The organism is Pseudomonas fjordensis (assembly GCF_976987115.1).
The window spans coordinates 5,595,126-5,620,367 of sequence record NZ_OZ336860.1; the positions used below are offsets into that span (position 1 = coordinate 5,595,126).

Genomic DNA, 25,242 nt, shown 5'->3' on the forward strand with positions numbered 1-25,242 from the left:
AGCTCTGGACGCTCTGCGTCCGCCCTTAGAAGCGGTACGCAGAGCGTCCCAAGAGGCGTTCCCACGCAGAGCGTGGGAACAATCTCAGAGCCTTAGACAAACTGAAAGCTATCGGCATCCAGGTTCGCCGGGAACCGCGTACGGTAAGCCGCCAGCTCCGCCGCATCCAGGATCACCTGGAACACCCCATCCGCCTCACCCGCACTCAGCAACGTCTCCCCCTGAAAATCCAGCACCTGGCTATCGCCGGTGTAGGCAAACCCCTTACCGTCCGTGCCGACCCGATTCACCGCCGCCACGTAACACAGGTTCTCAATCGCCCGCGCCGGCAACAGTCGATTCCAATGCTGACGCCGCGCACCCGGCCAGTTGGCGGTGTACAACAGCAGGTCCGTATCCTGGGCATCGCGGCTCCACACCGGGAAACGCAGGTCGTAGCAGATGAGCGGGCGGATGCGCCACCCCTTCAATTCGAACTGCACCTGGCGTTCACCTGGGGTGTAATGGTCATGTTCACCGGCCATGCGGAACAGGTGGCGCTTGTCGTAATGCAACACCTCGCCATCCGGCCGCGCCCACAGCAGGCGGTTGCGGTGGCTGCCATCGGCGGCCTGGATGATCACACTGCCCGTTATCACGGCCTGATATTTTGCCGCTTGGGCCTGGAGCCAATGATGGGTGGGGCCGTTTTCCGGCTCGGCGAGGCTTTCTGATTCCATGGAAAACCCCGTGGTGAACATCTCCGGCAGCACGATCAAGTCGGCGCCCTTGGCCTGCTCCAGCAGCAACTCGAAGTGTTCGAAATTGGCCTGGCGGTCATGCCAGGCCAGGCTTGTCTGCACCAGGGCAATGTTCAGATTGGGCAATGTACTCAGATCACGCATAGTTTTTGCGCCGCATGTCGCAGCGTCTCCTCGCGTTTGGCAAAGCACAGGCGCACCAGGCGCTGGCCTTGGGGTGGGTGCTGGTAGAACACCGAAACCGGAATGGTCGCCACGCCATGTTCGCGGGTCATCCACAGGGACATGGCCACGTCATCCAGGTCTGGGCGAATCTGCGAGTAATCCACCAGTTGGAAGTAAGTGCCGGTCACCCGGGTAAAGCTCAAGCGCGATGGCGCCAGCAGGTCGCAGAACAGGTCCCGCTTGGCCTGATAGAAGGCCGGCAGCTCTTCGACATGTTCCGGGTGTTCGGCCATGAAGTCCGCCAAAGCGTACTGCAAAGGGGTGACGCCGCAGAAGTTGACATATTGATGCACCTTGCGCAGTTCGGCGCTAAGGGCCGGTGGCGCGACCACGTAGCCGGTCTTCCAGCCTGTGACGTGATAGGTCTTGCCGAATGAGCTGACCACGAACGCGCGCTGATAAAGCTCCTCATGGGCCAATACACTGACATGGGGCACACCGTCGAACACCAGGTGCTCGTAGACCTCATCGCTGACCAGGTAGATATCGCGGTCGCGGATCAGTTCGGCCAACTGGTCCAGCTCGGCACGGCTGATCAAGGCGCCGGTGGGGTTGTGCGGGCTATTGAGGATGATCATGCGCGTACGCGGTGAAAGCGCAGCCTTGAGTTTCTCGAAGTCCAGGGCGAAGCCTTGCAGGCTCAGTTGCACATGCACGCAACGACCACCGGCCAGTTCAACCGAAGGCTCGTAGCTGTCGTAGCTGGGGTCGAACACGATGACTTCATCGCCGCTGCGAATCACCGCCTGGATCGCGCAGAAGATCGCTTCGGTGGCGCCAGGCGTGATGGTCACTTCAGTGTCCGCATTCACCGTGACGCCATAACTGCGAGCAATCTTGGCCGCCACTTGCTGGCGCAGTACCGGCAGGCCAGTCATGGGGGCGTACTGGTTATGGCCGAGGGCGATGTGCTTGCCCACCGCATCGAGCAAACCCTGCGGGCCATTGAAATCGGGAAAACCCTGGGACAGGTTGAGCGCGCCGGTTTCGGCGGCGAGTTGTGACATGGTGGTGAAAATGGTCGTGCCGACGTTTGGCAGCTTACTGGTGATCATCAAAAGCCCCTGCAGGTGAGCCTCAAGTTTTAAGCTGCCTATTGCATCGGGTCAAGGCACAAACGGTCGCGCACAAAAAAGGGCTCCAAAGGAGCCCTTTTTTGCAGCGTGCCGCTTACCACTCAAAGCTGCCGTTATTTCTTGTCACGGCGCTTCTTGTCGGCCTTCTTGTGGTGAGTCATCAAACGACGCTTCTTGTTCACCTGACGGTCGGTCAGTGTGTTCTTGTTGCCTTCGTATGGGTTATCGCCACCTTTGAACTCGATACGGATCGGCGTACCGACCAGCTTCAAGACACGGCGGTAGGTGTTTTCCAGATAACGCACGTAGGACTTGGGCACCTTCTCGATCTGGTTACCGTGAATCACGATAATCGGCGGGTTGGCACCACCCAAGTGGGCGTAACGCAGTTTGATCCGGCGGTTGTTGACCATCGGCGGTGCGTGCTCGCCCACCGCGTCTTCCAGGATCTGGGTGAGGCGGTTGGTCGGCCAGCGGGTGACCGCAGACTTGAACGAGTTCTGTACGGACGCGTAGAGGTTGCCCACGCCAGTGCCGTGCAGTGCCGAAATAAAGTGGATATCGGCGAATTCGACGAAGAACAAGCGGCGTTGCAGCTCGATCTTGACGAAATCGCGCTCGCTCGGCGTCATGCCGTCCCACTTGTTGATCGCGATCACCAGCGCGCGACCGGCTTCCAGGGCAAAGCCCAGCAAGTTGAGGTCGTGGTCTACCACGCCTTCGCGGGCGTCCATCACGAAGATCACCACGTTGGCGTCTTTGATGGCTTGCAGGGTTTTGACCACGGAGAATTTTTCAACTTCTTCGTGGATCTTGCCGCGCTTGCGCACACCGGCGGTGTCGATCAGCGTGTACTTTTCCTCGTTGCGTTCGAACGGGATGTAGATGCTGTCGCGGGTGGTACCGGGCTGGTCGTAGACGATAACGCGGTCTTCACCGAGCATACGGTTGACCAGGGTCGACTTGCCGACGTTCGGACGGCCAATGATGGCGATCTTGATACCGTCTTTTTCGCTCGGGCCCGGAATGCGCTTGGCTTCCTCGCCTTCAGCAACGATCTCTTCTTCGCCTTCTTCTTCCTCGACGTCATCCTTGGGGAAGTCGCGCAGGGCGATTTCCAGCATCTGGGTGATGCCACGACCGTGAGCACCGGCGACCGGGATCGCGTCGCCCAGGCCCATCGGGCTGAATTCGGCACGGGCCGCCTCAGGATCGATGTTGTCGATCTTGTTGGCGACCAGATAGGAACGCTTGTTGCGCTTGCGCAGGTGCTCGCCAATCATCTGGTCGGCAGCGGTGTAGCCCGCACGGGCGTCCACCAGGAACAGCACCACATCGGCTTCTTCGATAGCGAGCAGGGACTGCTCGGCCATCTTTTCGTCCATGCCATGCTCGTCACCGGAGATACCACCGGTGTCGACAATAATATAGGAGCGCCCTTGCCACTTTGCCTCACCGTATTGGCGATCACGGGTCAGACCGGACAAGTCGCCGACAATGGCGTCGCGAGTCCTGGTCAGGCGGTTGAACAAGGTGGACTTGCCGACGTTAGGTCGGCCCACCAGGGCGATTACGGGAACCATGCGGCTCTCCACTTCGTTATTTCAGAAAATACAAAAGCCGCTGCAGGGCAGCGGCTGGTGCTCGGGGCGGCATTTGAAATGCCACATGCCCTGCTCTGGCACTACTACTGTAGGAGCGAGCTTGCTCGCGAAAAACCCGAGAACGACGCGTTTATCCAGAAAACCCGCGTTATCGTTGACGTCCTTCGCGAGCAAGCTCGCTCCTACACAGAGCATTGAAGCAGGGCCGCCTGGGGGTTACCCCAAGCATAGTCAAACCTTTACTTGATGGTCAGGGCTTCCAGCTTGCCGCCGTTGCCATACACATAAAGCATGTTACCCACCACCAGCGGACGCGCACGCAGGCCGTCGCTGTCGATACGCTGGCGACCGACAAAACGACCGTCTACCTGGCTCAGCAGGTGCAGGTAGCCTTCGAAGTCACCCACCGCCACGTAGCTGGAGAAGACTTCCGGTGCCGACAGTTGACGGCGAGCCAGGGAGTCATTGCTCCAAAGTGCAGTGGTGGAACGCTCATCGACACTTTCAACGGTGCCGGATGCCAGGCTCACATAGACGCTGCCAAACCCTTGGGCGACACCCGCATAGCTGGAAGCATCACGCTGCCAGTTGATGCGACCGCTTTGCAGGTCCAACGCGGCAACACGGCCCTGGTAGGTGGCGACGTAGATCGTTTCACCCGACAGCAGCAAGCCGCCGTCGATGTCCACAACGCGGTCCAGTTCGGAGCGACCTTGTGGGATAGCCACACGGGTTTCCCAGGCCGGCACGCCGTTCTGGGTATTCAGGGCAACCACTTTACCGGTCGACAGGCCTGCAACGGCCAGGTTGTTGGTCACAATCGGACCACTGGTACCGCGCAGGGTCAACACCGCAGGGGTGCTGTCGTACAACCAGCGTTGGTCACCGGTGGAGGCATCCAGGCCGATCACGCGGTCGTCCTGGGTTTGCACCACGACGATATCGCCGTTGGTCGCCGGGGCCGAGAGCACTTCACTGGTCACGCGAGCGCGCCATTTCTCTTCACCGGTGCTGGAATCAAGCGCGACCACGTCACCCTTGAGCGTACCGATCAGCACCATGCCGTAGCCGACGCCCACACCGCCGGAAACCGGCAGTTCGAGGTCTTTCTTCCACTTGACGTCGCCGTTCATGCGATCCATGGCAACGACAACACCAGTGGAATCAGTGGCCACGATGTTGTCGCCGTCAATTGCCGGCTGCAACAGGTTGTAGAGGTCGCCCTGCCCATCACCAATGGATTGGCTCCATTGTTTTTGCAGGACCACTTCTTCCTTGAAGCTGGTCAGCTCGGCAGGAGGCAGTTCTTTTTTGCTGTTGCTGCTGCAACCCGCGGCCAAAATGGCCAGAGCCAGCAATGCTGCATGTTTCCAACGGATCACGTCACGCATCCCCTTTGGCCAAGTCGTCGAGCTTGATTTGTAAGCCACCGACCGCCGCTTCATCAGACAGCGCCGCCTTGGCTTTTTGGTACGCAGCATAGGCTTCGTCGGTACGACCCAATTGGACCAACAGGTCGCCCTTGAGCTCTTCGCGAGTGGCCACGAATGCCTTGTCAGCATCGCCGTCGAGCAGTTTGAGTGCTTCGTCAGCCTTGTTCTGTGCCGCCAATACCTGTGCCAGGCGCTGACGTGCGATTTCACCCAGGGTCGGGTTGGTCGGCTTGTCGGCGATGGCCTTCAGCTCGGTGGCCGCGTCATCCAGCTTGCCGGTGTCGACCGCGACTTTCGCGACGAACAGGCTGCCGTACTGGGCGTAAGTGCTACCGCCGAATTCGTTCTTCAGCTTGCCGGCCAGGTCTGCTACCTGCGCAGGGTCAGGCTTGCCGTCCGGGGTCAGGGTAGTTTCCAGCAATTGCTGATAAACGATCGAGGCACCTTGGGACTGGTTGGCCTGATACTTGGTCCAGGCTTGCCAGCCGAACACCACCACTAGCGCCAGCAGGCCACCTGTGACCAGGGGCTTGCCGTTACGCTGCCACCAGTCCTTGAAGTCGGCCAGTTGCTCATCATCAGTACTCGACACCCCAATACTCCTTAATCGCTAAATTCGGCTGTTCGACAGCTTCAACCCTGCACAACGCAGGTGGCCAAGTGCGCAGCGAGCGCATCAAAGGCAATGTTCTGTTGTTCGCCCTGGCCACGCAGGGGTTTGAAACCTATCACTTGCTGGGCCAGCTCGTCATCGCCGAGGATCAGTGCGTACAGCGCACCGCTCTTGTCGGCCTTCTTGAACTGGCTCTTGAAGCTACCAGCGCCGGCATTGACCTGCAGGCGCAGGCTCGGCAGTTGGTCACGTACTTTTTCGCTCAAGGCCAGAGCCGCCAGTTCGGCAGCCTCGCCGAAGGCGCACAGGTACACGTCCACCTGACGGGAAATCTCTTGCGGGACCTGCTCCAGGGTTTCCAGCAGCAGGATCAGCCGCTCGATGCCCATGGCAAAGCCCACGCCCGTGGTCGGCTTGCCGCCCATTTGCTCGACCAGGCCGTCGTAGCGACCACCGGCACACACGGTGCCCTGGGCGCCAAGCTTGTCGGTGACCCACTCGAACACGGTCTTGCTGTAGTAGTCGAGGCCGCGCACCAGCTTGGGGTTGATCACGTAGGGAATACCGGCTGCATCCAGGCGAGCCTTGAGGCCCTCGAAATGCACACGGGATTCGTCGTCCAGGTAATCGGCCATTTTCGGCGCATCGACCAGCACGGCCTGGGTGTCGGCGTTCTTGGTATCCAGGACGCGCAACGGGTTGGTCTTCAGACGGCGTTGGCTGTCTTCGTCCAGCTTGTCCAGGTGGGCCGACAGGTACTCGACCAGGGCTTCACGATAACGCCCGCGGGACTCGCTGGTGCCCAGGCTGTTGAGTTCAAGCTTGACCGCGTCACGAATGCCCAACTGGCCCCATAGGCGCCAGGTCAGCACGATCAGCTCGGCGTCGATGTCCGGGCCGTCCAGGTTGAACACTTCGCAACCGATCTGGTGGAACTGGCGGTAACGGCCTTTCTGCGGGCGCTCGTGGCGGAACATCGGGCCGATGTACCACAGCTTCTGGGTCTGGCCACCACCGGTGATGCCATGTTCCAGTACGGCGCGCACGCACGCGGCAGTGCCTTCCGGACGCAGGGTCAGGGAGTCGCCGTTGCGGTCTTCAAAGGTGTACATCTCTTTTTCGACGATGTCGGTCACTTCACCGATGGAGCGCTTGAACAGTTCGGTGAACTCGACGATCGGCATGCGGATCTGCTTGTAACCGTAGTTATCCAGCAGGCGCGCGACCGTGCTTTCGAAGTAGCGCCACAGTGGCGTCTGCTCGGGCAGGATGTCGTTCATGCCACGAATGGCTTGCAGAGACTTGCTCACATCAGATCCTTAAATTCGGTCAATCAGCCGCGAGCGATCAGCGCTGCGTCAGCGGCGACCTTCTCGGCCGCTTTCTCGCGGATCAGCTTTTCCAGCTCATCCACCAGATTGTCATTCGTTAGCTTCTGCGACGGCTTGCCGTCGATGTAAATCAGGTTCGGTGTACCACCGGTCAGGCCCACGTGGGCCTCTTTGGCCTCACCCGGCCCGTTGACCACACAACCGATCACTGCGACATCCAGCGGCACCAGCAGGTCTTCGAGGCGCAACTCCAGGTCGTTCATGGTTTTCACCACGTCGAAGTTCTGCCGCGAGCAGCTCGGGCAGGCGATGAAGTTGATACCACGGGAACGCAAACGCAGGGATTTGAGAATGTCGTAACCGACTTTCACTTCCTCTACGGGGTCTGCCGCCAGGGAGATGCGAATAGTATCGCCAATCCCTTCGGCGAGCAGCATACCGAGACCCACCGCAGATTTCACCGTGCCTGAGCGCAAACCGCCCGCTTCGGTGATACCCAGGTGCAGCGGTTGCACGATTTCCTTGGCCAGCAGGCGATAGGCTTCTACGGCCATGAACACATCAGAGGCCTTTACGCTGACCTTGAAGTCCTGGAAATTCAGGCGTTCCAGGTGTTCAACGTGGCGCAGTGCAGACTCAACCAGGGCTGCCGGCGTGGGCTCGCCGTATTTTTTTTGCAGGTCTTTTTCCAGGGAGCCGGCGTTGACGCCAATGCGGATCGGGATACCACGATCCCGGGCAGCGTCCACCACGGCACGCACGCGATCTTCACGCCCGATGTTGCCGGGGTTGATACGCAGGCAGTCCACACCCAATTCGGCCACGCGCAATGCGATCTTGTAATCGAAGTGAATATCGGCAACCAGTGGCACCTTGACCAACTGTTTGATACGACCAAAGGCCTCGGCTGCGTCCATGTCCGGAACGGACACCCGCACGATGTCCACACCCGCCGCTTCCAGACGGTTGATCTGGGCTACGGTGGCGGCCACATCGTTGGTGTCGCTGTTGGTCATGCTCTGCACTGCGATGGGGGCGTCGCCACCCACCGGCACCGAGCCGACCCAGATCTTGCGCGATACGCGACGTTTAATTGGAGATTCGCCGTGCATGACTATTGTCCCAACTTGAGGCGAGCAGTCTCGCCACTGGTGAACGGCGCCACGTCTACAGGCTGGCCGTTGTAGGCCACTTGCGCGCCACGGGCGAAGCCCAGACGCAGCGTCAAAGGAGGCTTGCCGCCCTGGTCAAGCGTATCTCCCTTACGCTTCAAACCACTGAACAGCACTTTGCCGTTGCCATCGGTGACCTGCGTCCAGCAGTCAGCGATGAAGGTAATTTGTACGCGCCCGTCACCGGCGATCAATGCCGGGGTGGTGGGAGGCGACATCGCCGGCGCTGCGGGTGCGGCTGGCGCAGGGGTCGCAGGTGCAGGTGCCGGAACCGCCGGAGCCTGGGCCACGGGTGCTGCCGGAGCGGTCGGAACCGCCGGAGCCGGCACCGCAGCCGTCGCAGCCGGGGCCGTGCCAGCGTCTGGCGCGGGTTGCTCGGCAGTGGCAGGCGCTTGCGGCGCGGCTTGACCTTCTACCACGGCCTGGTCTTCCGGCTCGTCCAGGGGGTGAATCTGGGTGGTGCCGTCGGCGCTTTCGACTTCGACATGTTCCATGGCGTTGCTGGTCAGGTCTTTGTTGCGCTGGGAGGTCTGGTCTTGCCACCAGACAAAACCGCCGCCGACCACGGCAATCAGCAACAACAGGCTGACAATCCGCAAAATGGTGTGGGAAACCCGCGTTGGCTCTTCGATACGCCCCAACCCATGGACATTACTGCCCTGGGCGTCGGTACCGGTGAACTGGTCGAACTCCTGGACCAGCACGGCCTGGTCGATACCCAGCAATTTGGCATAGGCGCGGATATAGCCGCGGGCAAAGGTGTGCCCAGGCAGCTTGTCGAACGCGCCAGCTTCCAGGTTGGCCAGGGAGGTGCTGGTCAAATTGAGCTTGAGGGCCACTTCCGCCAGCGACCAACCATTGCTTTCGCGGGCCTGGCGCAAGGTTTCGCCTGGGTTGACGCGATTAGCTGCTACATCTTCCGGGTGCGCGGCTTTCATCATTGCTCCGACAGGTATTGCTGATATTCCGGCGTACCGGGATAGAGTCGTTCGAGTTGCTGGCCAAAACGTGCGGCCGTGTCGTGTTCTTCATGAACCGTCGCCAGGCGCACACCGAGCAATAGACTACGTGCATTTTGCCCGCTGAGCAGGCTAAAACGCTCGTAATAGTCACGTGCCGGCACATAATGCCTGTCTTCGTAAGACAACTCAGCCATTTCGAGCAATGCCCGTGGCTGGCGACTATTCAAATGCAGGGCTTTTTCCAGTTGCTGGCGGGCGCTGTCGCGTTGGCCGAGGCGCATCGAGGTCACACCGAGGTTCTCGAACACCCGCGAACGCTGCGGGTAGAGGGTATCGGTGGAAGCTTGCTGGAAATAACGTGACGCCAGGTCATACCGCTTCTGCTCGAACAGGAAACTGCCGTAGTTGTTCAGCAGCCGCGGGTCGGCAGGACGGGAGGCCAGGGCCTTGTGAAAATAGCGGTCGGCCAGCTCGGGCTCGGCCTGGGCCTGAAACACCAGGGCCAGCGCGGCATTGGCATCGGCATCATCGGCGTCCAGCTCCAGGGCCTTTTTCAAGGGCACCTTGGCCTGCTCGCTCATGCCTTGGCGCAGATACCCCAAGCCCAGTTGCACATAGGCAACTCGCGCCTCATCACGGCCTTTATCAGTGCGCAACGGGCTGTCATGGCCCGATGAAACGCAACCGGCCACCAGGCCGGTAAAGAGTAAAAGCAGCGCAAGGCGCAAGGGCATAGAGATCCTCTCTCAGATTCGATTCACAGCGATTTGCGGTAAATCTTCAGCGGCGTTAAGTTCGCGCACGGCGATATAACGTTCACTGCGGCGGGTGCGGTCCATCACCTGCCCTACCAATTGGCCACACGCGGCATCGATGTCTTCACCACGGGTGGTTCGCACAGTGACGTTATAGCCGGCCTGGTGCAGTTGATCCTGGAAACGACGGATGGCGTTGTTGCTCGGCCGCTCGTAGCCAGAATGGGGAAACGGGTTGAACGGGATCAAGTTGATCTTGCACGGGGTGTCCTTGAGCAATTCGATCATCTCGACCGCGTGCTCCAGCTTGTCGTTGACGTCCTTGAGCATGGTGTACTCAATGGTCAACACACGCTTTTCACCCAGGGTCGCCATATAACGCTGGCACGACTCGAGCAACATCTTAAGCGGATACTTCTTGTTGATCGGCACCAATTGGTTACGCAATGCGTCATTAGGTGCGTGCAGCGACAACGCAAGGGAGACGTCGATGTGCTTGGCCAGCTCATCGATCATCGGTACCACGCCGGAGGTCGACAGGGTCACACGGCGCTTGGAGATGCCGTAGCCCAGGTCGTCCATCATCAGGTGCATGGCCGCAATCACGTTGTCGAAGTTCAGCAGCGGCTCACCCATGCCCATCATCACCACGTTGGTGATGGCACGGTCGACGGTCGCCGGGACGCTGCCAAAGGATTTGTTGGCAATCCACACCTGGCCGATAACTTCAGCGGCGGTGAGGTTGCTATTGAAGCCTTGCTTGCCGGTGGAGCAGAAACTGCAGTCCAGGGCACAGCCTGCCTGGGACGAAACGCACAAAGTGCCGCGTTTGCCCTGGGGAATGTACACGGTCTCGACACAGCTGCCAGACGCCACGCGCACGACCCACTTACGGGTACCGTCGCTGGAGATGTCCTCGCTGACCACTTCGGGACCACGCACCTCGGCAATGGCCTTGAGCTTGTCGCGCAGGGCCTTGCTGACGTTCGTCATGGCGTCGAAATCGTCGACGCCAAAGTGGTGAATCCACTTCATTACCTGACCGGCACGGAAACGCTTCTCCCCGATTGAGTCGAAGAATTTCTCCATTTCCGGCTGAGTCAGACCCAGCAGGTTGGTTTTAACAGTCGATGTAGTCATGGATTCACCCTCACTCTTTAAGCCGATGCTTAGCGAGCGGTTACTTCAGTAGCAGCGAAAAAGTACGAGATTTCGCGAGCAGCAGCAGCTTCGGAGTCCGAGCCGTGAACAGCGTTGGCGTCGATGGATTCAGCGAAGTCAGCACGGATGGTGCCGGCAGCCGCTTCTTTAGGGTTGGTAGCGCCCATCAGCTCACGGTTCAGAGCGATGGCGTTTTCGCCTTCCAGAACCTGAACAACAACAGGACCGGAGATCATGAAGGCAACCAGGTCGCCGAAGAAGCCACGAGCGCTGTGCTCAGCGTAGAAGCCTTCAGCTTCAGCCTTGGACAGTTGCTTGAGTTTCGAAGCTACAACCTTCAGGCCGGCTTTTTCGAAACGAGTGGTGATCTCGCCGATGACGTTTTTTGCAACAGCGTCAGGCTTGATGATGGAGAAAGTACGTTGAACAGCCATGGTGTAACTCCAGAAACGGTAATTTACGAAAAATTAAACCCGCGAATTATACGCGGGTTATTGGGTATTGCCTAACTGCGTGAGGGAGGCGTCAGTCCTGTTCTTCTTTCCAGGCAGTCTGGATAGCTTCCAAGACCTTTTCACCGCCACGATCACGCTCATCTTCGAACCCGGGCAATGCCATGACCATGTCACGCAAAGCTACAAAGTTCAGGGAGTAAGGATCCAAATCCGGGTTGCCATCAGCCAACAGGATAGCGATCTCTTGTACATCAACCCATTTAAGACTCATGACACTTCCTTGAATCAATGCGGCGCTTCGGCCGCATGGTTAAGCGAATATTTCGGGATTTCGACGGTGAGGTCTTCAGTCCCCACTTTCGCCTGGCAACTCAGGCGCGACGTCGGCTCCAGGCCCCACGCCCGATCAAGATAGTCTTCTTCCAGGTCGTCAGCCTCATTGAGGCTGTCGAAACCTTTACGAATGATGCAGTGACAGGTGGTGCAGGCATTGACGCCGCCACAGGCACTTTCGATCTCGATATGGTTGTCATGCGCGACGTCGAGCAGGGACTTGCCGGTCTCAGCCTCCACGACCATGCCCTCAGGGCAATGTTCGGCGTGCGGTAGAAAAGTGACCTGCGGCATCAGTTATTCCTCAATTTCATTCAGGTTGCGGCCCGCCAGCGCGGCTTTAACCGTCTGATCCATACGGCGGGCGGCAAAGGCATCAGTCACTTGCGACAGGCGCTTGGTCTGTTGCTCGATGGCGTAGCCATCGTTGCCTTTCATCAGTTCGGCCAGTTCTTGCATCTGCAGGTCAATGACCATGCGCTCTTCGGCATCCAGCAGGCGTTCGCCATCGGCTTCAAGGGCACCCTGCACCGCTTCGAGCAGGCGCTGGGCATCCACTTGTTGCTCGCGCAATACGCGGGCGACTTTGTCGTCACCGGCATACTGGAACGAATCCTTGAGCATCTTTGCGATTTCGCCATCGGTGAGGCCGTAGGACGGCTTCACCTGGATGCTGGCTTCAACGCCCGAGGCCAGTTCGCGCGCGGCGACACTGAGCAAGCCATCGGCATCGACCTGGAAGGTCACGCGAATCTTGGCGGCACCGGCCACCATCGCCGGAATGCCGCGCAATTCAAAGCGCGCCAGGGAGCGGCAGTCACTGATCAGCTCGCGCTCACCTTGCAGCACATGAATCATCATGGCTGTCTGGCCGTCTTTGTAGGTGGTGAAGTCCTGGGCACGTGCGACGGGGATGGTGGTGTTACGCGGAATCACCTTCTCCATCAGGCCGCCCATGGTTTCCAGGCCCAGGGACAGCGGGATCACGTCGAGCAACAGCAATTCGCCGCCATCGCGCTTGTTACCCGCCAGGGTATCGGCCTGGATGGCAGCGCCGATGGCGACGACTTGATCCGGGTCGATCTCGGTCAATGGTTGACGCCCAAAGGCCTCGGCGACCGCTTCACGCACGCGCGGCACACGGGTGGAACCGCCGACCATGACCACTGCACCGACGTCTTCCAACTCGATACCGGAATCACGCACAGCACGACGGCAGGCCTTGAGGCTGCGGGCGACCATCGGCTCGATCAGCGCATCAAAGGCTTCGCGGGTCAGCTGTGCCGACCAGTCACCGTAGGACACTTCAACAGAAGCAGCGTCAGTCAGCGCCTCTTTGGCCGCGCAGGCCGTTTGCAGCAGGTTGCGCTGCGCGCCTGGGTCCAGGTCGGCCGACAAGCCGGCACTGCTGATGATCCAGCCAGCAATGGCGTGATCGAAATCATCGCCACCCAGGGCGCTGTCGCCGCCGGTCGCGAGCACTTCAAACACACCGCCGGTCAGGCGCAGGATCGAAATATCGAAGGTGCCGCCGCCCAGGTCATAAATAGCGACCAGGCCTTCAGCGTGCTGATCGAGGCCGTAGGCCACCGCCGCCGCAGTCGGCTCGTTGAGCAGGCGCAGCACGTTGAGGCCAGCAAGCTTCGCTGCATCCTTGGTGGCTTGGCGCTGGGCGTCGTCGAAATACGCCGGAACAGTGATCACCGCCCCTACCAGCTCACCGCCCAGGGTGCTTTCTGCACGCTGGCGCAGCACTTTGAGGATATCGGCCGACACTTCAACCGGGCTCTTGGGCCCCTGGACGGTGTCGATGAACGGCATATGGGATTCACCGCCGACAAAGCGGTACGGCAGTTGGTCGCCCAATTGCTTGACGTCGGACAACCCACGACCCATCAAGCGCTTGACCGACAACACCGTGTTCAAGGGGTCTGCGGACGCGGCCAGCTTGGCCGATTCGCCCACTTCGATGCGGTCGGCGTGATAACGCACGGCGGACGGCAGGATCACCTGCCCATCGGCATCGGGCAGTGGCTCGGACAGGCCGCTGCGCAAGGCAGCAACCAGGGAATTGGTGGTGCCCAGGTCAATCCCGACCGCCAGGCGACGCTGGTGCGGTTGAGGGCTTTGGCCGGGTTCGGCGATTTGCAGTAGAGCCATGGTAATCAGGTCTTATCTGTCTATCAGGCGTGCATCACGGGCAGCACTGGGTTAATCGTCGAGGCGCTCTTCTAGCTGGCGCACTTCGTAGGTGAGCTTGTCGAGAAACTGCATGCGCCGCATCAGGCGTTCGGCCTGTTCGCGTTGCGCCGCATCATCCCAACAGGCTGCGAAGCTTTCGTTGAGCTCATCCTGGGCCGCCTTCAGACGGCGCTTGAAGACCGCGACGCCAGCCACATCGGCTTCGTCCTGCAAGTCTTCGAGCTCTTCGCGCCACTGCATCTGCTGCATCAGGAAGTCCGGGTCATGCACGGTGACTTCCATCGGCAACTCACCGCCCTTCATCGCCAGTAAATAACGCGCGCGTTTCGGGGGGCTTTTGAGCGTCTGATAGGCTTCGTTGAGGCTGGCCGATTGCTCCAGCGCCAAGCGTTGCTCACGCTCGGAAGCGTCGGCGAAGCGGTCCGGATGCACGCCACGCGCCAACTCACGGTAGCGCGTAGCAAGCTGCTCAAGGTCCAGCCGAAAGCTCGGCTGCAGCTCGAATAAAGCGAAATGACAAGGAGTACCCACGAGTAGCCTCAGATGTTGAAGCTTTCGCCGCAGCCACATTCACCGCGCACGTTAGGGTTGTTGAACTTGAAGCCTTCGTTCAACCCTTCCTTGACGAAATCGAGTTCGGTGCCGTCCAGGTAGGTCAGGCTTTTCGGGTCGATAATCACCTTTTCGCCGTGACTTTCGAACACCTGATCCTCTTCAACCACCTCGTCGACAAACTCCAGCACGTAGGCAAGGCCGGAACAGCCCGTGGTGCGTACACCCAGACGAATCCCCTCACCTTTACCGCGCCCATTCAGGGAGCGGCGAATGTGCTGCGCAGCCGCTTCTGTCATGCTGATAGCCATCGTTGACTCCTTACTCGTCGCCAAATGCTTAGATCAAGCCTTTCTTCTGCTTGTAGTCGCGAACCGCCGCCTTGATGGCGTCTTCAGCGAGTACCGAGCAGTGGATTTTCACTGGCGGCAGCGCCAGTTCTTCGGCCAGCTGGGTGTTGCTGATGGTGACAGCCTCATCCAGGGTCTTGCCTTTCATCCATTCGGTCGCCAGGGAGCTGGAGGCGATGGCCGAACCGCAGCCGTAAGTCTTGAATTTGGCGTCTTCGATAACGCCAGCATCGTTGACCTTGATCTGCAGGCGCATCACATCGCCGCACGCCGGAGCGCCGACCATGCCGGTGCCGACATCAGGATCTTCCGCGTTCATCTTGCCGACGTTGCGCGGGTTTTCGTAGTGGTCGATGACCTTTTCGCTGTAAGCCATGGTACTGAATCCTCACTCATCAGGGCCGCTCTGGAACCCTGTAGAAACGCCTGCGTTTTCCGCCACGTTCCTACAGAGCTTGGGTGGCGGCTTCTATAGTTAGTGTGCCGCCCACTCGATCTTGGAAATATCGACACCGTCTTTGTACATGTCCCACAGTGGCGACAGAACGCGCAGCTTGTTGACGGCTTCGCAGACCTTCTGCGCGGCGTAGTCGACTTGCTCTTCGGTGGTGAAGCGGCCGAACGTAAAGCGGATCGAGCTGTGGGCCAGTTCGTCGTTGCGGCCCAGGGCGCGCAGTACGTACGAAGGCTCAAGGGACGCCGAGGTGCAGGCCGAACCGGACGATACCGCCAGGTCCTTGAGCGCCATGATCAGCGACTCGCCTTCGACGTAGTTGAAGCTCAAATTCAGGTTGTGCGGTACACGGGCGGTCATGCTGCCGTTGATGTACAGCTCTTCAAGGTTTTCGACCTGCTTGTAGAAGCGATCGCTCAGGGCCTTGATGCGCACGTTTTCGGCAGCCATGTCTTCCTTGGCTACACGGAAGGCTTCGCCCATGCCGACGATCTGGTGGGTCGCCAGGGTGCCCGAACGCATGCCGCGCTCGTGACCGCCGCCGTGCATGGTGGCTTCGATGCGCACGCGAGGCTTGCGGCTCACGTACAGCGCGCCGATGCCTTTAGGGCCGTAAGTCTTGTGGGCAGAGAACGACATCAGGTCGACTTTCAGCTTGGACAGGTCGATATCGACCTTGCCGGTGGACTGAGCAGCGTCGACGTGCAGCAACACACCCTTGGAGCGGGTGAGCTCGCCGATGGCGGCGATGTCGTTGATGGTGCCGATTTCGTTGTTCACGTGGATCACCGAAACCAGGATGGTGTCTTCACGCATCGCAGCTTCGATCATGGCCGGAGTGACGATACCGTCGGTGGTCGGCTCGAGGTAGGTGACCTCGAAACCTTCACGCTCCAGTTGGCGCATGGTGTCCAGGACAGCCTTGTGCTCAATCTTGGTGGTGATCAGGTGTTTGCCTTTGGTCGCGTAGAAATGCGCCGCGCCCTTGATAGCCAGGTTGTCGGACTCGGTGGCTCCGGAGGTCCATACGATTTCGCGCGGGTCGGCATTGACCAGGTCAGCGACCTGGCGACGAGCGTTCTCGACCGCTTCCTCGGCTTTCCAGCCGAATACGTGGGAACGGGAGGCCGGGTTGCCGAAGTTTCCGTCGACCAGCAGGCATTCGCTCATTTTTTGCGCGACACGCGGATCAACCGGGGTGGTCGCTGAGTAATCAAGGTAAATCGGCAATTTCATGGACTTTCTCCTAAATCAGGCTGGCTGGCGTGCCGTTAGCTCTTCGGCTGTCACTCGACGGCGGACGCTTCAATCTTGTCCAGACGCGGCGCCTTGGTATTGCAACGGCGCTGGTCCTGACGCTGGGCTACTTCTTGCACCTCACGGCGAGTCACAAGATCAGCCAAGCTGATACCACTCAAAAACTCATGGATCTGCAGGCTCAAGTCACACCACAAGTGGTGAGTCAGGCAGGTGTCGCCGGCATGGCAGTCACCCAAACCCTGGCATTTGGTGGCATCGACGGATTCGTTGACCGCGTCGATCACCTGGGCCACCTGAATGCCCTGCATGTCGCGGGACAACTGATAGCCACCACCCGGACCGCGAACGCTGGAAACCAGATTGCTACGGCGCAATTTGGCGAACAACTGCTCGAGATAGGACAGGGAAATGCCTTGGCGCTCGGAGATATCGGCCAGGGACACCGGCCCAGTTTGCGCGTGCAAGGCCAAGTCGAGCATGGCGGTCACCGCGTATCGGCCTTTTGTAGTCAGTCTCATGGACAAGTACCAAGGTGTTTCAGAATGGGAGCAAGTATGCGATTCCCGAGTATTTAAGTCAACTATAAGACCTAGTACTTTAGTCAGGATTACCCGTAAAAAGGGCGCGCGAATCATAGCAGGGTGGGGTGGGATGGACCAGCGGGAACAGGGCCGAGCCGAGAATGCAGGACAAACGGAGGTCAACATGTGGGAGCGGGCTTGCTCGCGAATGCGATGGGCCAGTCAATATACCCGGTGACTGACACGCCGCCTTCGCGAGCAAGCCCGCCCCCACAGGGGTTTTGCAGTGATTGCGAAACCTCAGCTTGCCTTCGTGGCAGCCTCGTCCTTGATCTCAGCAAAATCTTCTTCGCGCAGTTCAGGCAAGTCTTTGGCACAGTACGGGCTGCCCAACTCCTTCAGCGCACCGCACATGCCCTCCAGCTTGCCATCCACCGCCTGCAGATGATCGAGCAATTGACCAATCGCACGAGCCACCGGGTCGGGCATGTCTTCACTGACGCCGTAGGCATCGAAGCCAATCTTCTCGGCCATGGCCTTGCGCTTGGCCTCTTGCTCGTCACCAACTTGCGGCTTGGCGATGATGCGGCCTGGAATACCCACAACCGTGGCACCCGGCGGTACAGCCTTGGTCACCACCGCATTGGAGCCAACCTTCGCACCAGCCCCCACGGTAAACGGCCCGAGCACCTTAGCGCCCGCCCCTACCACCACACCATCGCCCAGTGTTGGGTGGCGCTTACCCTTGTTCCAGGTGGTGCCGCCCAGGGTCACGCCTTGATAGAGGGTGACGTCATCGCCGATCTCGGCCGTCTCGCCAATCACGATGCCCATGCCGTGGTCGATAAAGAACCGACGACCTACTTTGGCGCCCGGGTGGATCTCGATACCGGTCAACCAGCGCCCGAAGTTCGATACCAGCCGCGCCAACCATTTCCAGCCCATGCCCCACAGGGCGCCGGACAGGCGGTGGATCCAGATCGCGTGCATGCCCGGGTAGCAGGTCAGCACTTCAAAGGCGTTGCGCGCCGCCGGGTCACGGTGGAAAACACTTTGGATATCTTCTCGCAAACGCTCGAACATTTTTAATCCTTCCGCTTAAGAAGCTCACCACGGGCCGCTTTCTGGGTTTCCGTGAGGATGCCACGCAATATGTTCATTTCAGCTCGGCTCACCGAGCTGCGGCCATACAAGCGACGCAGGCGCGCCATCAAGTGCCGTGGCTTTTCAGGGTCGAGGAATTCGATGGCGACCAGGGTTTGCTCCAGGTGCTCATAGAACCGTTCCAGCTCGTCCATGGTGGCCAACTCGCCACTTTTGGTCGAGGCAACCTCTTCCTTTTCCACTTTACTCGGCTGGCCGGCAGCAGCCAGCCAGGCCATGCGCACTTCATAAGTCAGCACCTGCACCGCGGCCCCGAGGTTCAGCGAGCTGAACTCAGGGTCTGAGGGGATATGCACGTGGTAATGACATCGCTGCAGTTCTTCGTTGGTCAGGCCGGAGTCTTCACGACCAAAGACCAAGGCGATTTCAGCGCCGCCAGCTGCCTCTTCCACCACTTTGGTGCCGCATTCACGGGGGTCCAGCAGCGGCCAAGGGATACGACGGTCACGGGCGCTGGTGCCGAGCACCAGATTGCAGCCGACCAGGGCGTCCTCCAAGGTGGCGACCACCTGGGCATTTTCAAGCAAGTCATTGGCGCCGGACGCACGGGCATCCGCCTCGTGGTGCGGGAATACCCGCGGTTCGACCAGCACTAGGCGCGTCAGCCCCATGTTTTTCATGGCTCGCGCCACCCCGCCGATGTTGCCGGGATGACTGGTATTGACCAAGACGACACGAATGTTTTGCAGCAAGGGAGGCGCTCTCGGACACAGGAAAGGGGAGCAAATCTTACAGAACCGCCTAAGGTTATGCCATGAAAGCGAACGTCGTCCTTCACCTGAAGAAAGTTTCTGCTAGAATGCTCGGCTTTCTTTAACAACCTTAGGTGACCTATCCATGCAGCCCATGCTGAATATCGCGCTGCGCGCCGCCCGCAGCGCCAGTGAATTGATTTTCCGCTCCATCGAGCGCCTGGATACCATCAAGGTCGACGAAAAAGACGCCAAGGATTATGTATCCGAGGTGGATCGCGCCGCCGAACAGAAAATCATCGACGCCCTGCGCAAGGCCTACCCTACCCACGGCATCCTCGGCGAAGAAACCGGCCTGCATAAAGGCAGCGGCGAAGGCGAAGACTACCTGTGGATCATCGACCCACTGGATGGCACCACCAACTTCCTGCGCGGCATCCCGCACTTTGCCGTGAGCGTCGCCTGCAAATACCGTGGCCGCCTGGAACACGCCGTTGTGCTGGACCCGGTTCGCCAGGAAGAATTCACCGCCAGCCGTGGCCGTGGCGCCCAGTTGAACGGCCGCCGCCTGCGTGTCAGCGGCCGTACCAGCCTGGAAGGCGCTCTGCTGGGTACCGGCTTCCCGTTCCGTGACGACCAGATGGACAACCTGGAAAACTACCTGGGCATGTTCCGCGCCCTGGTTGGCCAGACCGCCGGCATCCGCCGCGCCGGTGCAGCCAGCCTGGACCTGGCGTATGTAGCCGCCGGTCGTTTTGATGCGTTCTGGGAGTCGGGCCTGTCCGAGTGGGACATGGCTGCTGGCGCCCTGCTGATTCAAGAAGCGGGCGGCCTGGTGAGCGACTTCACCGGTGGTCACGACTTCCTAGAGAAAGGCCACGTCGTGGCTGGCAACACCAAATGCTTCAAGGCAGTGCTGACGGCGATCCAGCCGCACCTGCCGGCTTCGCTGAAGCGTTAAGCGCGCGAGCACAAAAAAAGCACCCCTCGGGGTGCTTTTTTATGCTTGGCATTTGGGTAATGCTGCGTTTTTTCCGCCACAGCACATACCCAATGTGGGAGCGGGCTTGCTCGCGAATGCAGTAGGTCAGTCAATACATCTGCCGACTGACAGTACGCCTTCGCGAGCAAGCCCGCTCCCACATTTTGAACGGTGACTGCCCAGCAATTATTGCTGGTTCTGCCCCAGGATCAAACGGCCTTCCTTGTCCACCGGAATCTGGCTGCCAGGGTCGCGCTCCATACGCACGGTACCTTCCTTGCCATCCAGGTTGTAACGCACGTCATAACCGACCACCTTGTCACTGATGTCGTTAACGGTGTTACAGCGAGTTTGCGTGGTGGTGTAGGTATCGCGGTTCTGCATGCCTTCCTGAACCTTGTTACCGGCGTAGCCACCACCGACCGCACCGGCCACGGTGGCCAGCTTCTTACCGTTACCGCCACCAATCTGGTTGCCTAGCAGGCCACCCGCAAGGGCACCCACCACGGTACCGGCGATTTGATGTTGGTCCTGCACCGGACGCTGCCGGGTCACGGTGACGTCCTTGCAGACCTCACGAGGGGTTTTAATCTGGGTTTTCACCGGCTGTACTGCCAGTACTTGCGCATACTCAGGGCCGCTTTTTACCAGGCTGTAGGTGGCAACAGCGCCTCCGGCAGTCACACCGACAGCACCCAATACCGCACCAACCAGCAACGACTTGTTCACATGAACCTCCTGACCATCACAAGCGGACCGAAAGATCCGCGCTATACCCAGCCTTGGAGCAAAAAAAAAGGCGCGAGTTCAATACTCGCGCCTTTCTTGTAACAGCGGATCAACAAGCGCCCATCAAGGACGGTCGTCGACCTCCTTATCGGTAGCGGCAGGAGGGATCAAGTCTTCGCTGTTGAGGTTCAGCCAGATCAGCACCACGTTGGCGATGTAGATCGACGAGTAGGTACCCGCCAGAACACCGATAAACAGCGCCAGGGAAAAGCCCCACAGGTTGTCGCCGCCGAAGATCATCAGCGCAGCAATCGCCAGCAAGGTGGAGATCGACGTCGCCATGGTCCGCAGCAGGGTCTGGGTGGTGGAGATGTTGATGTTCTCGATCAACGTCGCCTTGCGCAGTACACGGAAGTTCTCACGAACCCGGTCGAATACCACGATGGTGTCGTTGAGCGAGTAACCAATGATCGCCAGCACGGCCGCCAATACGGTCAGGTCGAAGGTGATCTGGAAATAGGCCAGGATACCCACGGTGACGACCACGTCGTGGATCAGCGACACAATGGCGCCGACACCGAACTTCCACTGAAAGCGGAACGCCAGGTAGATCATGATGCCGACCAGCGCCATCAGCATGCCGAGGCCGCCCTGGTCGCGCAGTTCTTCACCCACTTGCGGGCCGACGAACTCGACGCGCTTGACCGACGCCGGGTTGTCGCCGCCCACCTTCTGCAAGGCCTCGGCGACCTGGTGACCCAGTTGCGGGTCTTCGCCAGGCATGCGCACCAGCAGGTCGGTGGTGGCACCAAAGCTCTGTACCACGGCTTCGTGATAGCCGGCCTTGACCAGCTCGTTGCGCACCAGGGTAACGTCGGCCGGCTTCTCGTAGGTCAGCTCGATGAGCGTACCGCCGGTGAAGTCCAGGCCGTAGTTAAGACCCTTATGGAACCAGCTGAACAACGCCAGAACGGTAAGGAGCACGGTGACGCCGAACGCAACGTTGCGAACGCCCATGAAGTTGATTGTACGTAACATGGCAGCCCCTTAAATCCACAACTTCTTGAAGTCACGCCCGCCAAAGATCAGGTTGACCATTGCGCGGGTCACCATGATGGCCGTGAACATCGAGGTAAAGATCCCGAGGGACATGGTCACCGCAAAGCCTTTCACCGGGCCTGTGCCCATGGCGAAGAGAATCCCGCCGACCAACAAGGTGGTCAGGTTGGAGTCGAGGATCGCGGTAAATGCCCGGCCGAAGCCTTCGTTGATTGCACGCTGCACGGTCATGCCGGCGGCGATCTCTTCACGAATCCGCGAGAAGATCAGCACGTTGGCGTCCACCGCCATACCCATGGTGAGTACGATACCGGCGATACCTGGCAGGGTCAGTGTGGCGCCCAGCAACGACATCAGGGCCAGCAGCATCACCATGTTGCCCGCCAGGGCAACGGTGGCGATCACACCAAAGAAGCGGTAGATGGCGATGATGAACAGGGACACGAACAACATGCCCCACAGCGCCGCATCGACACCCTTGGTGATGTTGTCGGCACCCAGGCTCGGGCCGATGGTACGTTCTTCAGCGAAGTACATCGGTGCCGCCAGGCCACCGGCACGCAGCAGCAACGCCAGTTCGGAAGACTCGCCCTGGCCGTTCAGGCCAGTGATACGGAACTGAGCACCCAGCGGCGACTGGATGGTCGCCAGGCTGATGATCTTCTTCTCTTCCTTGAAGGTCTGCACCGGCACGTCTTTCTCGACGCCGTTGACCATCTGCTTGGTGTAGGTGGTCACCGGGCGCTGCTCGATGAAGATCACCGCCATGCTGCGACCGACGTTGCTGCGCGTGGCGCGGCTCATCAGTTCGCCACCATGGCCATCCAGACGGATGTTCACTTCAGGCGTGCCGTGCTCGCCGAAACCAGCCTTGGCGTCGGTCACCTGGTCACCGGTGATGATCAAGCCACGCTCGATCAACGCAGGAGGACGGTTGCCTTCACGGAATTCGAATTCTTCGGAAGTAGCACGCGTAGCGCCTGGGTCTGCCGCGAGACGGAACTCCAGGTTGGCGGTCTTGCCGAGGATACGCTTGGCTTCAGCGGTGTCCTGTACGCCCGGCAGCTCAACCACGATGCGGTTGGCGCCCTGGCGCTGCACGATCGGCTCGGCCACACCCAGCTCGTTGACGCGGTTACGCACCGTGGTCAAGTTCTGCTTGATGGAGTATTCGCGGATTTCAGCGATCTTGGCCGGGCTCATCGCCAGACGCAGTACCGCTTGACCATTGAGGTCGGCAGGCACGATGTCGAAATCATTGAAGTTCTTGCGGATCAGCGCACGGGCCTGTTCGCGGGAAGCTTCGTCAGCAAAGCCCAGCTGAATGGCACCGTTGAGCTGCGGCAGGCTGCGATAGCGCAGCTTCTCTTTGCGCAGCAGGCTCTTCACGTCGCCTTCGTAGACCTTCAGACGTGCGTCCAGGGCCTTGTCCATGTCGACTTCCAGCAGGAAGTGCACACCACCGGACAAGTCCAGACCCAGCTTCATCGGGTGCGCGCCAATGCTGCGCAGCCATTGTGGCGTGGTCTGGGCCAGGTTGAGCGCGACAACGTAGTCATCACCCATGGCCTTGCGTACGACATCTTTGGCCGGCAATTGGTCTTCTTGCTTGGTCAGGCGCAACAAGCCGCCTTTGGATCCAGCCGCCAAGGTTGCCGCTTTAACCTGGATACCCGCGTCATTGAGCGCTTTGCTCGCACGGTCCAGGTCTGCCTGATTGACTTGCAGCGAAGTGCTGGCGCCAGAGATCTGGATCGCCGGGTCATCAGGATAGAGATTGGGAGCGGAATAAATAAAACCGATCGCCAGCACCGCCAGGATCAGTACGTATTTCCACAGAGGGTATTTGTTCAGCATCACGCCGCCCGCTTATAACGCGGGGCGCCTTGCGCGCCCCGTCGATTGGTAAAGGTTGTTACTCAGATCGCTTTGAGCGTGCCTTTAGGCAGCGTGGCGGCGATGGCGCCCTTCTGGAACTTCATTTCCACGGTGTCGGAGACTTCCAGTACCACGAAAGCATCGGAAACCTTGGTGATCTTGCCGGCGATGCCGCCAGTGGTCACGACTTCGTCGCCTTTTTGCAGGCTGCCCAGCAGGTTTTTCTGCTCTTTGGCGCGCTTGGCCTGTGGACGCCAGATCATCAGGTAGAAGATGACCAGGAAGCCGACCAGGAAAATCCACTCGAAACCACCGCCCATAGGGCCGGCAGCAGCAGGCGCAGCGGCGTCAGCCATGGCGTTAGAGATAAAAAAGCTCATTTAGCACTCCAGTTGCAAATAGTGAATCTTAGGGTCGGAAAACTCAGTCCAAGGGCGGCACAGGGAGGCCACGCTTGGCATAGAAGGCATCGACGAAGGCGGCCAATGTACCCTGTTGAATAGCCTCGCGCAAACCAGCCATCAGGACTTGGTAGTGACGCAAATTGTGGATGGTATTCAACATGCTACCCAGCATTTCCCCGCACTTGTCCAGATGGTGCAGATAAGCACGGGAGAAGTTCTGGCAGGTGTAGCAGTCACAGGTAGGATCCAGCGGCGAATCATCATGGCGATGGAACGCGTTACGGATCTTCAGCACGCCTGTATCGATGAACAGATGCCCATTGCGGGCATTACGGGTTGGCATCACGCAATCGAACATGTCCACACCGCGGCGCACACCCTCTACGAGATCTTCCGGTTTGCCAACGCCCATAAGGTAACGAGGTTTGTCTGCGGGCATCAGGCCCGGCAGGTAATCCAGCACCTTGATCATTTCGTGCTTGGGCTCGCCCACCGACAAACCGCCGATGGCCAGGCCGTCGAAGCCGATCTTGTCGAGGCCTTCCAGCGAGCGTTTGCGCAGGCTTTCATGCATGCCGCCCTGGACAATACCGAACAGCGCCGCCGTGTTATCGCCATGGGCGTTCTTCGAACGCTGGGCCCAACGCAGCGACAACTCCATGGAGATACGCGCCACGTCTTCATCGGCCGGGTACGGTGTGCACTCGTCAAAAATCATCACGATGTCCGAACCCAAGTCGCGCTGTACCTGCATCGACTCTTCCGGCCCCATGAACACCTTGGCGCCGTCAACCGGCGAGGCGAAGGTCACGCCCTCCTCCTTGATCTTGCGCATGGCGCCCAGGCTGAACACCTGGAAACCACCGGAGTCGGTGAGGATCGGGCCCTGCCACTTCATGAAGTCGTGCAGGTCGCCATGCTTCTTGATCACTTCCGTGCCCGGGCGCAGCCACAGGTGGAAGGTGTTGCCGAGAATGATTTCGGCGCCAGTGGCGACGATGTCACGGGGCAACATGCCTTTAACGGTGCCATAGGTGCCGACCGGCATGAACGCCGGGGTCTCCACAGTGCCACGCGGGAAGGTCAGGCGACCGCGACGGGCTTTGCCGTCCGTAGCGAGCAATTCAAACGACAT

The 25,242-nt window shown here is 59.7% G+C and carries 28 protein-coding genes; 1 reads left to right on the forward strand and 27 read right to left on the reverse strand.

Annotation, left to right across the window (positions count from 1 at the left end; translation table 11 throughout):
- Positions 1 to 92 precede the first annotated feature (92 nt).
- The 22 genes from ACWHXD_RS25560 to trmJ all read right to left on the reverse strand — a co-directional run bounded on the left by ACWHXD_RS25560 (position 93) and on the right by trmJ (position 19,055).
- The gene (locus ACWHXD_RS25560; RefSeq protein WP_003194006.1) at positions 93 to 884 is read right to left on the reverse strand and encodes an amidohydrolase; all 792 of its coding nucleotides are present in this window, start codon (positions 882 to 884) and stop codon (positions 93 to 95) included.
- Positions 872 to 2,020, reverse strand: coding sequence for a pyridoxal phosphate-dependent aminotransferase (locus ACWHXD_RS25565; protein WP_138762235.1), 1,149 nt, complete (start codon positions 2,018 to 2,020; stop codon positions 872 to 874). Before ACWHXD_RS25565 ends, ACWHXD_RS25560 begins: the two co-directional genes overlap by 13 nt.
- 134 nt (positions 2,021 to 2,154) lie before the next feature.
- Entirely contained in the window at positions 2,155 to 3,624 is a 1,470-nt protein-coding gene (gene der, locus ACWHXD_RS25570; protein WP_003194008.1) for a ribosome biogenesis GTPase Der, read from the reverse strand.
- A gap of 21 nt (positions 3,625 to 3,645) precedes the next feature.
- Positions 3,646 to 3,819, reverse strand: coding sequence for a hypothetical protein (locus ACWHXD_RS25575; protein ID WP_156995565.1), 174 nt, complete (start codon positions 3,817 to 3,819; stop codon positions 3,646 to 3,648).
- Positions 3,820 to 3,884: 65 nt separating this feature from the next.
- Positions 3,885 to 5,036, reverse strand: coding sequence for an outer membrane protein assembly factor BamB (gene bamB / locus ACWHXD_RS25580; RefSeq protein WP_032895394.1), 1,152 nt, complete (start codon positions 5,034 to 5,036; stop codon positions 3,885 to 3,887).
- Positions 5,029 to 5,670: a YfgM family protein gene (locus ACWHXD_RS25585; RefSeq protein WP_032895393.1), complete on the reverse strand. Its 642-nt coding sequence runs from the start codon at positions 5,668 to 5,670 to the stop codon at positions 5,029 to 5,031. Before ACWHXD_RS25585 ends, bamB begins: the two co-directional genes overlap by 8 nt.
- Positions 5,671 to 5,711: 41 nt before the next feature.
- On the reverse strand, positions 5,712 to 7,001 hold the full coding sequence (gene hisS, locus ACWHXD_RS25590; RefSeq protein ID WP_032895392.1) for a histidine--tRNA ligase: 1,290 nt from the start codon (positions 6,999 to 7,001) through the stop codon (positions 5,712 to 5,714).
- 23 nt (positions 7,002 to 7,024) lie between these two features.
- Positions 7,025 to 8,134: a flavodoxin-dependent (E)-4-hydroxy-3-methylbut-2-enyl-diphosphate synthase gene (gene ispG / locus ACWHXD_RS25595; RefSeq protein WP_003175952.1), complete on the reverse strand. Its 1,110-nt coding sequence runs from the start codon at positions 8,132 to 8,134 to the stop codon at positions 7,025 to 7,027.
- Positions 8,135 to 8,136: 2 nt separating this feature from the next.
- The gene (locus tag ACWHXD_RS25600; protein ID WP_047711725.1) at positions 8,137 to 9,132 is read right to left on the reverse strand and encodes a RodZ domain-containing protein; all 996 of its coding nucleotides are present in this window, start codon (positions 9,130 to 9,132) and stop codon (positions 8,137 to 8,139) included.
- Positions 9,132 to 9,890: a type IV pilus biogenesis/stability protein PilW gene (pilW, locus tag ACWHXD_RS25605; protein WP_032895390.1), complete on the reverse strand. Its 759-nt coding sequence runs from the start codon at positions 9,888 to 9,890 to the stop codon at positions 9,132 to 9,134. The genes ACWHXD_RS25600 and pilW overlap by 1 nt, the downstream gene beginning before the upstream one ends.
- A gap of 12 nt (positions 9,891 to 9,902) precedes the next feature.
- Positions 9,903 to 11,051, reverse strand: coding sequence for a dual-specificity RNA methyltransferase RlmN (gene rlmN / locus ACWHXD_RS25610; protein ID WP_003194014.1), 1,149 nt, complete (start codon positions 11,049 to 11,051; stop codon positions 9,903 to 9,905).
- A 29-nt stretch (positions 11,052 to 11,080) separates the two neighbouring features.
- Positions 11,081 to 11,506, reverse strand: a complete 426-nt coding sequence (ndk, locus tag ACWHXD_RS25615; protein ID WP_003175956.1) for a nucleoside-diphosphate kinase — start codon at positions 11,504 to 11,506, stop codon at positions 11,081 to 11,083.
- Positions 11,507 to 11,597: 91 nt separating this feature from the next.
- Positions 11,598 to 11,798, reverse strand: coding sequence for a Fe-S cluster assembly protein IscX (iscX, locus tag ACWHXD_RS25620; RefSeq protein WP_003194015.1), 201 nt, complete (start codon positions 11,796 to 11,798; stop codon positions 11,598 to 11,600).
- 14 nt (positions 11,799 to 11,812) lie between these two features.
- Positions 11,813 to 12,154 (reverse strand): ISC system 2Fe-2S type ferredoxin, encoded by a 342-nt coding sequence (gene fdx / locus ACWHXD_RS25625; RefSeq protein WP_032895388.1) that lies wholly within the window; start codon positions 12,152 to 12,154, stop codon positions 11,813 to 11,815.
- Between the two features lie 3 nt (positions 12,155 to 12,157).
- Positions 12,158 to 14,020, reverse strand: coding sequence for a Fe-S protein assembly chaperone HscA (hscA, locus tag ACWHXD_RS25630; RefSeq protein WP_032895387.1), 1,863 nt, complete (start codon positions 14,018 to 14,020; stop codon positions 12,158 to 12,160).
- A gap of 51 nt (positions 14,021 to 14,071) precedes the next feature.
- Positions 14,072 to 14,593, reverse strand: a complete 522-nt coding sequence (gene hscB, locus ACWHXD_RS25635) for a co-chaperone HscB (RefSeq protein ID WP_065892372.1) — start codon at positions 14,591 to 14,593, stop codon at positions 14,072 to 14,074.
- 8 nt (positions 14,594 to 14,601) lie between these two features.
- Positions 14,602 to 14,925, reverse strand: a complete 324-nt coding sequence (gene iscA / locus ACWHXD_RS25640) for an iron-sulfur cluster assembly protein IscA (protein ID WP_003209680.1) — start codon at positions 14,923 to 14,925, stop codon at positions 14,602 to 14,604.
- 28 nt (positions 14,926 to 14,953) lie between these two features.
- Positions 14,954 to 15,340: a Fe-S cluster assembly scaffold IscU gene (gene iscU / locus ACWHXD_RS25645; RefSeq protein ID WP_003175965.1), complete on the reverse strand. Its 387-nt coding sequence runs from the start codon at positions 15,338 to 15,340 to the stop codon at positions 14,954 to 14,956.
- Positions 15,341 to 15,439: 99 nt separating this feature from the next.
- Positions 15,440 to 16,654: an IscS subfamily cysteine desulfurase gene (locus ACWHXD_RS25650; protein WP_003194019.1), complete on the reverse strand. Its 1,215-nt coding sequence runs from the start codon at positions 16,652 to 16,654 to the stop codon at positions 15,440 to 15,442.
- Between the two features lie 50 nt (positions 16,655 to 16,704).
- A complete protein-coding gene (gene iscR / locus ACWHXD_RS25655) occupies positions 16,705 to 17,196 on the reverse strand; it encodes a Fe-S cluster assembly transcriptional regulator IscR (RefSeq protein ID WP_003194020.1) in 492 nt (163 codons plus the stop codon).
- 303 nt (positions 17,197 to 17,499) lie between these two features.
- The gene (gene cysE / locus ACWHXD_RS25660) at positions 17,500 to 18,282 is read right to left on the reverse strand and encodes a serine O-acetyltransferase (protein ID WP_138762233.1); all 783 of its coding nucleotides are present in this window, start codon (positions 18,280 to 18,282) and stop codon (positions 17,500 to 17,502) included.
- 2 nt (positions 18,283 to 18,284) lie between these two features.
- Positions 18,285 to 19,055 carry a tRNA (cytosine(32)/uridine(32)-2'-O)-methyltransferase TrmJ gene (gene trmJ / locus ACWHXD_RS25665; RefSeq protein ID WP_014719824.1) on the reverse strand — a complete coding sequence of 257 codons (771 nt, stop codon included), beginning with the start codon at positions 19,053 to 19,055 and terminating at the stop codon, positions 18,285 to 18,287.
- Positions 19,056 to 19,200: 145 nt separating this feature from the next.
- On the opposite strand from trmJ, the gene suhB reads away from it, so the two are divergent.
- Positions 19,201 to 20,016, forward strand: coding sequence for a type III secretion system regulator SuhB (suhB, locus tag ACWHXD_RS25670; RefSeq protein WP_138762232.1), 816 nt, complete (start codon positions 19,201 to 19,203; stop codon positions 20,014 to 20,016).
- 207 nt (positions 20,017 to 20,223) lie between these two features.
- On the opposite strand, the gene ACWHXD_RS25675 is transcribed toward suhB, so the two are convergent.
- From ACWHXD_RS25675 to tgt, 5 genes are all read right to left on the reverse strand, one after another.
- A complete protein-coding gene (locus ACWHXD_RS25675; RefSeq protein WP_003194023.1) occupies positions 20,224 to 20,766 on the reverse strand; it encodes a glycine zipper 2TM domain-containing protein in 543 nt (180 codons plus the stop codon).
- A 123-nt stretch (positions 20,767 to 20,889) separates the two neighbouring features.
- Positions 20,890 to 21,804, reverse strand: coding sequence for a protein translocase subunit SecF (gene secF / locus ACWHXD_RS25680; protein WP_032895384.1), 915 nt, complete (start codon positions 21,802 to 21,804; stop codon positions 20,890 to 20,892).
- A gap of 9 nt (positions 21,805 to 21,813) precedes the next feature.
- Positions 21,814 to 23,682 carry a protein translocase subunit SecD gene (gene secD / locus ACWHXD_RS25685; protein ID WP_003194025.1) on the reverse strand — a complete coding sequence of 623 codons (1,869 nt, stop codon included), beginning with the start codon at positions 23,680 to 23,682 and terminating at the stop codon, positions 21,814 to 21,816.
- A 62-nt stretch (positions 23,683 to 23,744) separates the two neighbouring features.
- Complete coding sequence (gene yajC, locus ACWHXD_RS25690; protein ID WP_003175975.1) at positions 23,745 to 24,083, reverse strand: preprotein translocase subunit YajC; 339 nt, start codon at positions 24,081 to 24,083, stop codon at positions 23,745 to 23,747.
- Positions 24,084 to 24,126: 43 nt separating this feature from the next.
- On the reverse strand, positions 24,127 to 25,242 hold the full coding sequence (gene tgt / locus ACWHXD_RS25695; protein WP_032803964.1) for a tRNA guanosine(34) transglycosylase Tgt: 1,116 nt from the start codon (positions 25,240 to 25,242) through the stop codon (positions 24,127 to 24,129).

What these genes read in the sequence shown, in the direction of transcription:
- suhB (WP_138762232.1), top strand. Translation starts at nt 19,201, where the DNA reads ATGCAGCCCATGCTGAATATCGCGCTGCGCGCCGCCCGCAGCGCCAGT.
- ndk (WP_003175956.1), bottom strand. Translation starts at nt 11,506, where the DNA reads ATGGCTGTTCAACGTACTTTCTCCATCATCAAGCCTGACGCTGTTGCA.
- fdx (WP_032895388.1), bottom strand. Translation starts at nt 12,154, where the DNA reads ATGCCGCAGGTCACTTTTCTACCGCACGCCGAACATTGCCCTGAGGGC.
- cysE (WP_138762233.1), bottom strand. Translation starts at nt 18,282, where the DNA reads ATGTTCGAGCGTTTGCGAGAAGATATCCAAAGTGTTTTCCACCGTGAC.
- yajC (WP_003175975.1), bottom strand. Translation starts at nt 24,083, where the DNA reads ATGAGCTTTTTTATCTCTAACGCCATGGCTGACGCCGCTGCGCCTGCT.
- rlmN (WP_003194014.1), bottom strand. Translation starts at nt 11,051, where the DNA reads ATGACTACATCGACTGTTAAAACCAACCTGCTGGGTCTGACTCAGCCG.
- secD (WP_003194025.1), bottom strand. Translation starts at nt 23,682, where the DNA reads ATGCTGAACAAATACCCTCTGTGGAAATACGTACTGATCCTGGCGGTG.
- hscA (WP_032895387.1), bottom strand. Translation starts at nt 14,020, where the DNA reads ATGGCTCTACTGCAAATCGCCGAACCCGGCCAAAGCCCTCAACCGCAC.
- bamB (WP_032895394.1), bottom strand. Translation starts at nt 5,036, where the DNA reads ATGCGTGACGTGATCCGTTGGAAACATGCAGCATTGCTGGCTCTGGCC.
- der (WP_003194008.1), bottom strand. Translation starts at nt 3,624, where the DNA reads ATGGTTCCCGTAATCGCCCTGGTGGGCCGACCTAACGTCGGCAAGTCC.
- ACWHXD_RS25650 (WP_003194019.1), bottom strand. Translation starts at nt 16,654, where the DNA reads ATGAAATTGCCGATTTACCTTGATTACTCAGCGACCACCCCGGTTGAT.
- pilW (WP_032895390.1), bottom strand. Translation starts at nt 9,890, where the DNA reads ATGCCCTTGCGCCTTGCGCTGCTTTTACTCTTTACCGGCCTGGTGGCC.
- ACWHXD_RS25565 (WP_138762235.1), bottom strand. Translation starts at nt 2,020, where the DNA reads ATGATCACCAGTAAGCTGCCAAACGTCGGCACGACCATTTTCACCACC.
- ACWHXD_RS25600 (WP_047711725.1), bottom strand. Translation starts at nt 9,132, where the DNA reads ATGAAAGCCGCGCACCCGGAAGATGTAGCAGCTAATCGCGTCAACCCA.
- ACWHXD_RS25560 (WP_003194006.1), bottom strand. Translation starts at nt 884, where the DNA reads ATGCGTGATCTGAGTACATTGCCCAATCTGAACATTGCCCTGGTGCAG.
- iscA (WP_003209680.1), bottom strand. Translation starts at nt 14,925, where the DNA reads ATGGCTATCAGCATGACAGAAGCGGCTGCGCAGCACATTCGCCGCTCC.
- iscU (WP_003175965.1), bottom strand. Translation starts at nt 15,340, where the DNA reads ATGGCTTACAGCGAAAAGGTCATCGACCACTACGAAAACCCGCGCAAC.
- tgt (WP_032803964.1), bottom strand. Translation starts at nt 25,242, where the DNA reads ATGTCGTTTGAATTGCTCGCTACGGACGGCAAAGCCCGTCGCGGTCGC.
- iscX (WP_003194015.1), bottom strand. Translation starts at nt 11,798, where the DNA reads ATGAGTCTTAAATGGGTTGATGTACAAGAGATCGCTATCCTGTTGGCT.
- iscR (WP_003194020.1), bottom strand. Translation starts at nt 17,196, where the DNA reads ATGAGACTGACTACAAAAGGCCGATACGCGGTGACCGCCATGCTCGAC.
- secF (WP_032895384.1), bottom strand. Translation starts at nt 21,804, where the DNA reads ATGTTACGTACAATCAACTTCATGGGCGTTCGCAACGTTGCGTTCGGC.
- ispG (WP_003175952.1), bottom strand. Translation starts at nt 8,134, where the DNA reads ATGCACGGCGAATCTCCAATTAAACGTCGCGTATCGCGCAAGATCTGG.